The organism is Paenibacillus sp. WLX1005 (assembly GCF_046603685.1).
Classification (GTDB): domain Bacteria; phylum Bacillota; class Bacilli; order Paenibacillales; family Paenibacillaceae; genus Saccharibacillus.
Window position 1 is genome coordinate 4,849,136 of the sequence record NZ_CP176756.1, and the last position, 13,956, is coordinate 4,863,091.

Annotated in this window: 7 protein-coding genes; all 7 read right to left on the minus strand. The window is 43.7% G+C overall.

Annotation, left to right across the window (positions count from 1 at the left end):
* Positions 1-31 precede the first annotated feature (31 nt).
* The 7 genes from ACE3MZ_RS20725 to ACE3MZ_RS20755 all read right to left on the minus strand — a co-directional run bounded on the left by ACE3MZ_RS20725 (position 32) and on the right by ACE3MZ_RS20755 (position 13,943).
* Positions 32-628 carry a hypothetical protein gene (locus tag ACE3MZ_RS20725; RefSeq protein WP_411343980.1) on the minus strand — a complete coding sequence of 199 codons (597 nt, stop codon included), beginning with the start codon at positions 626-628 and terminating at the stop codon, positions 32-34.
* 213 nt (positions 629-841) lie between these two features.
* Positions 842-3,118, minus strand: a complete 2,277-nt coding sequence (locus tag ACE3MZ_RS20730; RefSeq protein ID WP_411343981.1) for a stalk domain-containing protein — start codon at positions 3,116-3,118, stop codon at positions 842-844.
* 1,010 nt (positions 3,119-4,128) lie between these two features.
* Complete coding sequence (locus tag ACE3MZ_RS20735; RefSeq protein WP_411343982.1) at positions 4,129-8,130, minus strand: S-layer homology domain-containing protein; 4,002 nt, start codon at positions 8,128-8,130, stop codon at positions 4,129-4,131.
* A 524-nt stretch (positions 8,131-8,654) separates the two neighbouring features.
* Entirely contained in the window at positions 8,655-9,782 is a 1,128-nt protein-coding gene (locus ACE3MZ_RS20740; RefSeq protein ID WP_411343983.1) for an MraY family glycosyltransferase, read from the minus strand.
* 113 nt (positions 9,783-9,895) lie between these two features.
* Complete coding sequence (locus ACE3MZ_RS20745; RefSeq protein WP_411343984.1) at positions 9,896-10,654, minus strand: WecB/TagA/CpsF family glycosyltransferase; 759 nt, start codon at positions 10,652-10,654, stop codon at positions 9,896-9,898.
* An 8-nt stretch (positions 10,655-10,662) separates the two neighbouring features.
* A complete protein-coding gene (locus ACE3MZ_RS20750) occupies positions 10,663-11,943 on the minus strand; it encodes a polysaccharide pyruvyl transferase family protein (protein WP_411343985.1) in 1,281 nt (426 codons plus the stop codon).
* Positions 11,916-13,943, minus strand: coding sequence for a DUF5693 family protein (locus ACE3MZ_RS20755; RefSeq protein WP_411343986.1), 2,028 nt, complete (start codon positions 13,941-13,943; stop codon positions 11,916-11,918). The genes ACE3MZ_RS20750 and ACE3MZ_RS20755 overlap by 28 nt, the downstream gene beginning before the upstream one ends.
* Positions 13,944-13,956 lie beyond the last annotated feature (13 nt).

A 13,956-nucleotide genomic window follows, 5' to 3' on the forward strand; every position in this document is an offset into this window, starting at 1 on the left:
GTATATATTTATGCAATATGAATGATGAAGATTATTGCACCCCATAACTACCGATTACCATAACGGTAGCATTAGAACTCGAAGCTGCATCTACGGTAACGCCGCGTCCATCACGAGGGAATAACAGTAGATGGTTATTACTTATTACTTGAGAACCGCCGACTTCTGTTCCACTTGTAATATCGATGATTCCATTGGATGCATCACTGTATACGATAGCCTTTCCTTTACGCACAATGACTTGTGTACCTGCATTAGCAATCAACTTTTTCCCTGGACGTAGTTCTACGATCGATACTTTAGAATTACTGTTTGTACTTGTTAATGTACCTGTCGTATTCGAACCAGTATTAGCTGTACTAGAAGTATTGTTCGTATTTGTGGTAGAAGAACTCGAATTTCCAGAATTCGTACTGGAACTATTAGAGTTAGTAGGAGTTGTGCTCGTATTCAAACTGCCTCCCAATGCCTTTTGAATTTGCTGATCCACATAACTTTTGGTAACAACAGGATCATCCGATGAACCTAGCTGACTACTTGCATTACTCACTGTTGTAAATGAGCTTCCTACCCAGATCCCTATTCCAACAGTGGCTACGGCTAAAAGCCAGGTTGAACGCTTTTTCATACATACAGCCTCCTTCATAATCAACAATATTAAACGTATATTTATTTAAAAGTAAAGTGTGCATTTTATATGGTACAAATAGTAATCATCTGAAATGCTAGAGCAACAAATTAGCATATATAAACAAAAATACCCCGGAGCAGTTTCCTACTCCGAGGTATCTCAGCGAAGGTATGACTACCTTCTATATTGCAGCAATCATATCAAGAGATATTATTTGCTGTTTACTGTTACAGTTTTGGAAGCTGCGTCGTATTGAACAACTGCATCCAGAGCTTTACCAACCCATGCGATAGGCAGTACAGTACGGTTGGATTTAGTTACAGCTTTAACATCCATGTTGATTGTAGAACCATTGATTGTCAGTTGGTTAGTGTTCAGTTTCAGCTGAACTACACGGTCACCTTTGATCAGGGTTACTACGGAAGTAGCTTTGTCGAACAGGATGTTAGCTTGAGTCACACCCAGAGCTTCTGCAACGTAACGAACTGGCAAGTAAGTGCGTCCGTTTTCTACATAAGGAGCAACTTCAGCTGTGCGAGTTTCACCGTTTACAGTGTAAGCAGTGCTACCAATAGTGTAGATAGCTTCTACAGCATTGTTTTCAGTACCAGCTGGAGCAGTACCGATTGTAGCGATAGATGCTTGTGCAGCATAACGATAGCTGGAGTTCCAAGTATCAGCTACATCATCAGCACCATGGTATGCAGTGTAAGCTGCTGCATCGCCTTGTACTTTAGCAACGATGTCGCCTTGTGGTACAGTGCGGTCGATACGCAGGTTCACACCACTTACTGTGATTGTACTTGCAGATGTGCTTTCGCTATCAACGTAGAAGCGCAGAACGCCTTGAGTACCGCTGTTGTTGTAAGTATCAACGGATACGTTACGGATAGTCAGGTCACCAGAAGTTACAGATACTGTTGGTGTAGAGCCGAAAGTTACGCCAGCTGGCAGCAACAGTTCAACCAGACCATTACCATCGTCAGTCAGTGCACCAGCAGCGCCTTCTTTCAGAACCAGATCGCCGATAGAAGCATTGTCAGTACCGATAGCAATGTTGTAAGTTGCATTAGTAGCAGTCAGTGCCAGAGAAGAAACGGAAGTAGCAGCTTTAACTGTACCAGTCAGACCTTGGCTACCTGCAACAGTCAGGTTCAGATCACCTGTGAAACCTGGTTGTACAGCAACTTCAACGTCTTTCAGAGTTACATAACCAGCTTTGTTAGAAGTGTTCAAAGCGCCAGTACCGCTCCAAGTCAGACGCAGTGTACGACCATCAGTACCGCTGTAGCTAACTGTTGGTGCATTCAGACCATTTGCTGTTTCAACAGAACCTGTTGTACCAGTTGTGTCTTCGCCATCTTCGTAAACAGACTGCCAACGAGCGCCTTCAGGCAGTTGCAGAGTTACAGTACGGCCACCAATGAAGGAACCTGCTACTGCTTCTTTAACAACGATATCACCCAGTTGTTGCTCATCTTGTCCACCAACTACTGTAGTTGGGGAAGCAACTGTTACGCCACCGCCATACTCGCCATAGCTACCTACAACCAGAGAAGATACGTTTGCGGAAGAGTTACCGCTTACTGTAGCAGTGATGTCGCCATCTTTTGCTTTATCTTCGTCACTCACGTTAAATGTCAGTGGCAGGTTGAAAGAAACTGCATCGTCAGACAGTTGAGAAGCGTTAATAGTAATTGTATCTGTACCAAAACCAGTGATTGTAGGAGTCACATCAGTGTCACCATACAGAGTTACTGGAGCATCGTTAGAAGTCCATTCGAAACCAGCTGGCAGTTTCAGTTTCAGACCATTGCTAGTTTTGAGGGAAGCTGCAACAGCTTCGGATACTTTCAGTGTGAAATCGAAAGCGTCGCTGCTGGATTGAGTATCGTTAGCTTCTACCGCGATTTGACCCGCACCTACTACAGTACCTACTTTTACAGTACCAGTTGGAAGACCACTGTTGGAAGCAGCACTGAATGTCAGGTTAACATCACCAGTAGATTGACCAGAAATGTTGATATCGCCCAGGTTCAGGTTTACGTTTTTGTCGTCTGTACCAGTAGGGTTGCTACCGTTATAAACGATTTGTGCTGTGTTATTGCTGATCAGGTAAACTGCAGCAGTAACACCAGTAGCACCAGAAACACTAAATGTGTTTTGATCTTCTACAAATCCAGTTTGAGAATTTGCAAGAGCAACTGTACCGCTAGTGTAGTTACCAAATGTGTAACCAGATGGCAATGTGAAAGTCAATTTGCTGTTGTTAGCACCGCTCAGTGTACCTTCATCCACAGTAACTTGAACGCGACCCAGAGAAGCGGAATCGTAGCTTTGAGTTCCGAAAGTTGGAACGTTGTAAACTGTGAAGCCACCAGAAGCTTGTGCTTGTGTTGGAGCAATGATACCTGCAACTGGAGCTACGCCTGCCAGCAGAGCTGCGCTTGCTGCGACGTTAATTACTTTTTTAGTAGACTTTTTCATAACCTTTTGTTCTCCTCCTTGAATATCATAAACATTTTTTTTGTTTTTTTGTTTGTTATGGATTTTGTCACTCATCAGTCGTTACACCCCCTTTCCGAGTTCAAGCAAATCCCTTTTTATGATGATATCTGTGACAAAATCACAGAAAATCGTAACCGGAACATTCGTCAATCGAAAAACCGCAGTGTCCAAAAGTATTATACATTGCGCCAATGATGCCGTAAAGACATTTTTTCACATCGGAATTGTTGAATGTTCCACTAGGGTTCATTGTCATTCAACAACCTGCCAGCATGTGTTTGCTGTCGTTTCATCAGGTTCATATATGTAGACGCATGTTTTCTTCAAAAGTTGCAGTGCCTTCAAAAAAAGTTTTACTTTTTTTGCCGAACCTTATTAATCATACTACACTTTTGTAAGAAATACTAATTTCGCCCACATTACCTGAGTCTACAGTACTTTTCATTAACTATATTAGTACTAAACAGGTTTGTTGTTATTTAAACAGGTGAATCAGCGAATATTTTAAACTTGCTCGCTGTTTTCAAAATTATAGACGCGGGTGGTTGCAAAAAGGTTGCATGGTTTTTAAAGTTTTTTATCTTTTTTTCTAAATTCTTTTGTTTAGTCCTGAAATAATGCTTCTAATCCCTTGCTATGACTGGGGTTTCGGATATTTTAGATCATTTGAATTTCTTTAAGAAAAGAATATCATCCGATATTGCATCACTTTTTTTCTCTGTTCTATATATTTGGATAGTTAGTTTTATACCTTTCACTTTTTTGGCGGTCGCTGATTTTCGTTCATTGAGTGCTTTTAATGCATACTCAATCTTTGAAGCTTTAAGATTAAAACCATATGTAAAACACATTCCAACTATTCCATCGATATCATTTTGCTTCTAAAACATACAGGTTATCAAAAGAACCCCCTGCCTCCATAAAATTGGAAGACAGGGGGTTTGAAGTATTGAATAAATCTATACCAATATCAATTAAAAATATTACTTTTAAGACATCTTAGGCAGCAATTTTTGACCGATCATAACACGTGCGAGGATGGCAGCTGTATCAGCACGCAGCATTTTGGCTGTTGGCTCGAAGTTGTATCCTTTGCTTGTGTCTGTAGAATCGATAGCAGAGCCGTTAATATAACCTTTTTTGGCTACTGCCAGTACGGATGCACGAGCATAGCGGTCAATAGAAGCATAGTCTTTGAAGATCTTTTGCAGACCAGCATCGACTTTGGTATTATCGGTTTCCAGTTTCAGGTTAGTTGCACTGGCAATAATAACAGCAGCATCCTGACGGGTAATATTATCCGCAGCACTGAACACTTGCGGCTGTGTACCACGTACGAAACCTGCACGGGCAGCTGTCTCAATATAACGGAAGTCATAAAGCGAATCATCCGTAATCGAGTTCAAACTTGTACTTACATCGATAAAGTGTTTGGTACCATTGTAGTTCAACGGAATTTCCAGAGCTTTAACAATCGCAGTTACAAACTCACCGCGAGTAATATATTGGTTCGCACCGAAAGCTGTATCTGGATCGGTCGCTTTCATGATTCCTTTGGAATAGAGAGCTTCCATGTAGTTACGTGCATAACTGTGCTGAACGATATCGTTATACGAATAGCTCAGTTTGGCAACAACATAGTAACCGAATCGGTCAAACGGTACAGTGATTGTACGCTTGCTAGCGTTAACTACGCCACCGATATTGCTCCACTGTTTCAATTCAGGGTCAAAATACAGCACTGTTACAGTTTTGCCTGCATCTACAGCCATATCAGACAGATAGGACAAAGTAATGGTACCACGCTTCGAAGGAACGAGTTCATTCTCAGAAGCACGCAGGTAGTAGCTTTTCGCTACAGGGCTGCTTGTATACGTTGCTGGTTGGTACGGATCTTGCCCTTCTGTAATCGGATCGTAGGCTGTTGTTGTTGCATCATCGGCAACACCTGGATCGATCCAATATACATCACTTGCTTTCACGAAGTGAGTATTAAAGTTGGTTACAAAATATTGTTTACCTACAGTACTGAACAGAGCTTTTACACCTACTGGTGCAGTTTCGATATCATAACGTTCTACTACACCGTCATTGCTGTTCGCGATAGCAAAGAGCAATGTGTTGCCGGAGAGAACTTCGCCACTATAATCATCAGTGGAGTCAGCATCTCTGCGAATCAAGCTAGTACCAGCAGGGAATTTCAGTTGCAGATCGCCATTAAATACCTTAGCGGAGTTTTTCATCGCCTGCATATATTGTGCGCCAGGAATGTTCGTAGGCACATACGTTACAGTAACGGTATCTTTAGTTGTATTATCACCGATTTTTACAGTAATTGGGATCTTAGTTTCTTTATTCGCTTTGAGATCTTTGACGCGGATATGGTATGCATATTCAAACTCTGGAGTACCATCATGGTCCATATCCAGTTGCTCTACTGTTGCAGTTTCTTTGTTGATTGTGACAGCTGATGCATTTTTGGAGTTAATAACAACATCAACAAAGTTGCTGTTGGTAGTTTTTTGAGCCGTCAGTGGTCGAACGATTTCGTAAGTTGCACTGATTGGGTCAATCTCCATCGTTGCCGTTGCGGTTGGACCACCATCACCTGTGTTGTATACGGTAAATGTGTACACAACCGGGCTACCATCTGTAGGCATAGTTTGATTACGAAGTACAAAAGCAAAGGACTGTGTGCTGTAATCGTAGTAAACACTTAAGCCTTGCACTACAGAAGTATTAGATGTATTAAACGCATCCGAAGTAGCAACACCTTTTTGCATACCACCAAATTGCTTATCGAGAGTCCAGGTAGATACAGTCGCACCAGTAGAATCAGTAATGACAAGTTTATAGTTTGTTTTGGTTTTAATAGATGTGAGATTTCCTGTTACAGCAGAAGCAGTAGTTCCCAGATCAACAAAATCAAATGTTCCATACACATTGAAATTAGATTGTTTAGTCGTATAATTAGATCCACTCATCGGAAAATTGGTGTCATCTTTAGCTGTTGGTACAGCATCATTTGCATTATTGTAAGTGAATGGGAACATACCCAGTGTTGTGTTATACGGAACAACTGGAATATCTGTTGGTACCAGATTTACTTTAATTGTATTCTCATACGAAGTAGTGCTCGATTTAAATACGAATTTGATCGTATTCTCACCGGAGAACATTGCGCTATAAGCATCACTATAACTTACAACCTGGAAGTTCTCGATACCTTGTCCACTCACTTGTTGCAGTGGTACAAGAGTATTATTGATATAGAAAAATACGGTTTGTCCGTCGCCGCTGTATTTGATTGTGCTAGTATCGGCTACGTTTTGCAGTTTACCTTTGAAACTATCCAAACCTGTAACAACAACTTCTTGATTCACAGCGGAGTTGTTTTGTCCATAACTTACCACTTGACCATCATACGCTTTGGTATAGGTGATATATGGACCATACAGAATATTTACAGTTGCAGAAGACGTACTTGTCTCGGAACCTTTTGTTGCCGTGAAAGTCAGTTTCATCGTTCCAGTAACCGGAATTTTGCTCAGTTGGATGAGATAACGTTTCATCGTTTGCTGTGTTCCGTTTACGCTGACTACGGTACTCGAAGTTGCGATTTGGCTTGTTGTCCAAGTACCGGCTGTTACCGACTTGCCAGTGGAATCAACAATTCCGGTCAAATCTACAGTCGTGCTGCTATCGGCATTGGCTACCAGTACTTCAACAGCTGTTGGCAGTGAGAAGATGTTAGCACCGTCCAAAGTCGTTCCGGTCATACTTAGTGCTTGACTGGACGTCGTGGATGCGGAATAGCCGGACAGATAATTCAGTTTGTAAATATAAGGTGATGTGGAATTACGCAGTGTGAAGCCAAGACCCGGGCTTGTGATAGTACCGCCGGATGCTGTCAATTTTACATTCACTTGTTGTGCAAATGTAATGCCACTTGTATCCGGAATAGTATACGAGAGTGTCATATACGATGTTGTATTGTCGACTAGTGTTGGCGTGATCGTACCTGTTGCTGTTACGCCACCAGACAAGGTATACGTCAGGTAGTCTGTCAGTGTAGGTACTTTACCGTCTGTCAAAGGAATAACAACTTTACCTGTTACGCCTGCTTTCCCTGTGCCGTCAGATTCAGGAGCGATACTGAAGTCAGGATAGTTGGACAAATCAGTCGATTTGTTGCTGCCATTCGTGGCATACGTATCATAGAAGGTGGTACTTCCGTTGTAGAATGTCACTTCGCGAGTTGTCGTGAGTGTCTGTGTACCATTGGAAGCTTGAATGCTCAATGTGTTCTTACCGCTATTGATTGTAAGTGGTGCTACGGTAAAAGAATAGTTATTCGAGCTGGAAACGGTTGCTGTACGACTGGAACCGCCATTTACCGATACGGTTACTTTCGTTGCGTTAGGAGCAAAACCTGTTAAAGAGATACTTGCTGTACTTTGACCAAAACTTGTTCCGCTTTTAGTCGCTGTCAGAATAGCTGGTGTATCTTCGCTCAATGCTGTAGTATTACCATCCAGCAAAGCGGAAAGATTATAAATGGTTGGACCATCATGATATTCAAAGTAGATCGATTCCGATACGTTGGAGCCACCACCGGATGCTGCACCGGAGAAGGTTACTTTATTCAGACCGGCATACAAAGGAATATCAGTAACCGTGATGCTGGAGTTGCTAGTTGTGTAGTTGGACAAACCAGTCGTCTGGTTAGTCGTATCTTCTACATAACCGCTACTTCCTTTATAAATGCGTGTTACGCTATAACGAATGCTTGTTGCATTGACGCTGTTATAACTACCTGTAATGGTTACTTTGCTATCTCCCACAACGTGCGGGGAAGTAGGATCATAACTTTCGTTAGGGAAAATGAAAAAGCTGCCTGTTGCTGCATGGGCTGTGCTTCCACCGATTCCCTGCGGCAAAAGACCGACCAGCAAGACTACCGCCATAATCATCGATAGTATTTTCTTCAAAATAATGTTCCTCCTCTTATTCCGGTCGCAGCTCCAACTCTATTTTGCGGGCTTAACCTGTCTACCCTTTTTATCGGCAACGGTAGCGAAGATTTTAATAAAATCAGGAAATTAACAAAAAAAACCTGTCATGTACAAGAGTGTACATGTTGCGATATGGACAAATTTCGGAATATGGTCGCTGGATAACTGAACTTGATGTATGTAGTACGATTGGATTTTCTTATAGATAATAATCTTCTTTTTCAAGCACAAAATGGAATACATATAATAGAAGAAACTCGATTTTCTGCTTCTGAATTAAAGTTTATTTATAACAAACGTTACTATTCTGTATACAAAAAAGCCTCCAGCTACCTGTTACGGTAGTAGAGGCTTTGCTTAATTTCGATTCAGATGAAGCTGTAGAGCACATATATTGTCTATGATCATTCATGTTATATCATGATTATTCATATTCAATATGTTGCATGTGCGTTTATAGTTGGATCAAGATCACTTGGAAACTAATACGATCTGTTGCCTTATGGTTTACTGCTACGTGTTGGATCAGGCTTAACACGCAAGCGGGCAAACAGATCAAGCAACGGACGCTTCGTTTGACCGACCAGCCCGATGAGTTCGGCACCAATCTGCATGACGAACATCATTACGCAAATGACGGCAAAGGTAACCCAGTTGGCATCGTTTACGGCTGCTGTTGATTGAATGATAGCCAAAACTCCGAAGAAAGCGGCAATTCCGTAAATCAGCAGTACCGTCTGACGATGGCTCAAGCCCAATTCGCGCAGACAATGGTGAAGGTGTCCTTTATCCGGTGCAAAGATCGGCTTCTTATGTACCCAGCGACGAATAATAGCAAAGAATGTGTCTGACAGAGGTACGCCGATAATGATCAGCGGTGTAATGAATGATACAACGGCAATTTGTTTGAATCCAAGCAGCGAGAGCATCGCCAAGCTGAATCCGAGGAACAGTGAGCCAGTATCTCCCATAAAGATTTTGGCAGGATGGAAATTAAAGTACAAGAATCCAACAATCGCGCCAAGCAGCAGTACACATAATACAGCTACCGGATAGTTGCCCATAATAAGTGACATCGTAAAGATGCTACCAATAGCAATTGCGGATACACCAGCTGCCAATCCATCCAACCCATCAATCAGGTTGATCGCGTTCGTAACTCCGACAATCCATAAAATGGTCAGCGGAATCGAAATCCAGTTTTCGAGTGAGAAGTAATTATCCTGAAAAGGAATATCTAAAAAGTCAACTCTAATTCCATATCCAAATACGACGATACATGCAGCTGCCAGTTGTCCGCCCAGCTTTACTTTAGCTGAAAGCTCGAAACGGTCATCCAATACGCCAATCAAAATGATAATGGCGCCAGCAGTGAAAAATGCCTTCATGAAGTTGGCATCACGCGCCGGAAGATCAAAAGGCAAAAACGGCAGTACGACCAGAAACGCAATAGTAAATGCAAGAAAAATACCCAGACCGCCCATACGTGGCATAATGCGCGTATGTACTTTGCGGGCATTGGGAACGTCCACTGCTCCGATCTTAACCGCAAACTTTTTGACGAGAGGTGTAAGAACAAGCGCAAGAACGAGCGCCAGTACAAACCCAAGAATACAAACGATTAACATTTTGCTTTTCGACCCCCAATTTATCTCACGGAGCCAATTATAACCCCGTTCGAATCTAAACACCAAGCTTTTTTTCACGGTTTTTCAGCGGAATGTGCAAAATAATCCTGTATTTATTGAGCTTTTGTTACACTTTCCTTGTCTTTAAGCACTTTTACGGCAAATTTGGGCAGCACAAGCATCCGTTTATAACGGTGTGGCTCTTTCAACAGCCGATAAAACCATTCCAGACGTAATTTCTGAAAAGCGACCGGTGCCCGTTTGGATTTGCCTGAAATAATGTCAAAGCTTCCGCCCACACCCATCATTACCGGCACATTCAGCTGCTGCTTATGTTCACCGATCCATGGCTCCTGATTGTCTGCACCGCGCGCTACAAACAGTAGATCTGGCGCTGCCGCACGGATCGTGGCAATGACTTCGGCATCTTGATCTGATCCGAAGAACCCATCACGATAGCCGGCAATGATAATCCCCGGATATAAACTTTGTAACCGGGTAGCAGTCGCCTGAATCACTTCCGATGTGGAACCGAGCAGATACACCTTCCAGCCATGCTGCTGTCCTACGTCCATCAGGCGGTGCAGCAGATCAAATCCAGCTACGCGCTCGGCAACCGGCTGACCACAAGCTGATGCTGCCCATACCAGCCCTGCTCCGTCAGGAACAAGTAATTCAGCTTCCTTCATCACTTTCATGTATTTGGGCTGTTCCAGCGCTGTCATGATCATGATGGGATTAGCGGTAATGATCTGGCTTGGTTGGCGTAAGGCAATTCGTTCTTCCAAGTAGCGCACAGTGTCATCCATATTCAGTTTGGATACATTCAATCCGTAGATCGGAACGGTTGGGATGGTACGGGTTGCATTCATCTATTTGATCACCTTTGTTTCAAAAAATAATGAGCGATAAATTGTGCCGGGCTAGCGGCATCTTGCTTGAGCGCCTCAATATATGGCGCTTTTTCATGTTTCCATTGTGGTGATTGATCTAGCAGAGCCATCATTTCGGCTTGCAAATGATCACTGTTCACTACTGTACTTGTGCCTGTCGGCTGAATATGCAGGCGATTCAGAAACTGGTCGATCTTCGGATCGTAGGAGATACCCAGTAAGGGAACCTGCAACGAAGCAGCGTAGATCAGACTATGCAGTCTCATGCCCAGCATTAGATCGCATTTGTTCACTTCAGCCAGCATTTGCTGTGGATCGGTTACTTGTTGCGCGGTGCTGATGAAACTGCCATTGGCGTTAAGATCACCGATTCGCTTAATCACATAGGCAGAAGCTTGCTCGTCTTCTGGCAAATGAAAGGGCAGAAAGCGTAAATGAACCGGACGCGCAGCAGCGAGCTTTTTTAAACCATCAGCAATGCCATCCAGTTCTCGGCGTTGCTTATCCCAGAAACGAATGGAAATACCGATCACCGGCAAACCAAGATCTTCTTTGGAACCATGCGATGACGGTATCGTCGAAATCGCATCCGACGTTTGATCGTGATCTGGTCCCTCTGCGGGTACGATAACATCCGATGGATTGTTGATCGACAGTTTCTTTGTCAGATCAGTTGTTGCCGTGTGTAATGCGGTTGCTCTTTTGCCGTCCGCATGGGTAGCGACCGTTTCTGGCAACGTCAACCCCATGACCGGATCGGCAACGACAGATACGCGTTCTGCTTCGATTCCCATTCTGCCCAGTAGCGCAGCAGATTCTTGATCGCGGACAGAAATATAAGCACTTTTGCGAAATACATTGCGAATCCATTTGAAGAAAAAGGGACGCTGTACGGGACCGACACCTTGCGCATAAATGAACACTGGTTTACGTGCCCATTGCGCAATATGGACAATACCAAGATAGTACGGGATGGTCAGCAGACCGGTGGAATCCTGCAATAGACTGCCACCGCCACTGATCATACCATCGCTTTCCTTCATAAGTTGGCGAATCTCGGCAAGCTTCATCCGATGGACAGACCGCACATTATACATACGTGCAGTCCATTCCGGATCATTGGACAGGACAACAGGGACAATACGAATGCCCTCTGCTGCTTCCTGTGCTGCCAACGAATTTAGGATGGACTTCAGTACTGCCTCGTCGCCGCTATTCCGGAAACCGTAGTAACCGGAAATTACGATTTGAACAGATTGGGAAGCCATTTACGCCAACACCTTTCGATGAATTGCCAGATCACAATCGCTACCAGACCAAGAACCAAACCAAGTCCCATACCGAGCAGGCCACGAGACAGGGAAATCAGAACTGGTGAGTGAATATGGGCAAATGTGTCGACCATCGACAACTGACCAATTGAAGCGATAATTAGAATATAAATTGCTTGGCGATATTTCGCAGCGATAAAGACGCCAACGATAAACAGCGGATGCGCCATCAAAAATTCTTTGTTACGCGGACGGACATTGAATAGTCCTTCTAATGAATTACGGAATTGCAGTTCAAGCGGCGATACCGTTCCCGCATTACCTGTACGAGACAGATAATACATACCAACAATACCAACGATCCCGAGCACAATCACCCATGTCAGTGTAATTGGACGAGTCAGCAGCTTGCGGATACCAGAGAATCCAAATCCTTGATTGCCACGATAAAAAGCAATATACAGCGCAGTCAGCGCAATCGGTGCAAAATGCAGCAGGCTGACACCACGGAACTGGTTGATCACGAGTTGATACGTAATATCATCCAGCAGACCGATAATGAACAGCGCGCCAGTCAGTGACCACAGCGATGTGCGCAAGAACAATAGAACAGATTGAACGACACGGTTGCCAACTGTAAGTGTATGGCGTGCATCGTATAGCTGATCGACTTTGCGAACGGCATAAATCATCGCAATCGTCGGGATACTGATTGCTGCGAGTAGCGCAACGCCCTGCTCTAGCAACAATGACTTGTGAATCACGATCAAGCCTGCACTGCCAATCAAACCAAGTGCAAATACGGTCAATGCCCATTTACGTGCAAAGTAGTGTACCAGCAGTGAAATCGCAGCAACTGCACCAATCAGCACAATTAGCTTAACGACGCGCTCCATTGGGAATGTACTCACATCACGCGCTTCAGCTGGGGCGATTGTAAAGCCATTTTTCTGAATATCCTGCATCGCATGACCTTTCGCCTGCAAGCTCTGGATAATGTTATCAATCGAATTTGTCATAGCGGCTTTGGTTGTATCACGCGATACCGCCAAGTTCAAATACATCATACGAATATTACGGTCTTTGCTTGCCAGTACAAAACGGTCAGCAACCGTAATCGGATCAAGCTGAGAATCCCCTTGACTGAGCGAATACAGACGAACGACATTGTAATCGTTCAAATACGCCAGTTTGCTAAAGCCATCTTGTGGCTTTTTCAGATTCTCAATAGCAGCGATCGCAATATGATGCTTTTTGAGCAGCTCAGCGAATGCCGTAATACTTTTCTTCTCAATATCATCATTAAAGCCCGTTACTGTAGCGCCATCAAACAGAATCGTTTTAACGCCGTACGCGGAAAATTGATCCATCAGCGCACTCATCATTTGTTGATTGTACGGCAGTGCATCGTTGAGACGCGGTACGATCTGGAAGCCCATATCATACATCATTTTCATAGCAACTGGGTCAGGATCAAGTGGCTTCAAGCCAGCATCATCCGTAGACGTTTGAATGACGACACCCGGCAGTCCCTGATACGACCAGGACGATACTGGAATAGACAATGAACTGAATACCCGCTCAAGAACAGGACGCAACGTCTGCTCGTTCTCTTTGCTGGTGAACTGGACATATGTAAAATTGTCGTTGAGTGGAATCACCTGATTTTGGAAATTAGCCACATCCGCAGAACTATACACATGCAGACGACCGGACGATTGCAATTCGCTCAGATTACTCTGGTACAGAGCAACGGAGCCAATCCCGGCATTTTTCATTAATTGCAGCTGTTCCCGGATATAATCCTGGGGATGAGGCTGATACGACGCAACAGTAATCAGATCACGATAATTTAATACAAACTCCACATGTTTGGACGTGCTCTCGGTTTCGATCCGGTTATAGGCAATCGGCAGCGAAGCCAGCATACCGATAATGACGAGAATCCATAACCATTTCGCAGAAGCATTATTCCAATGTTGCCATTTCTGAACCACTCAAGTACCTCCT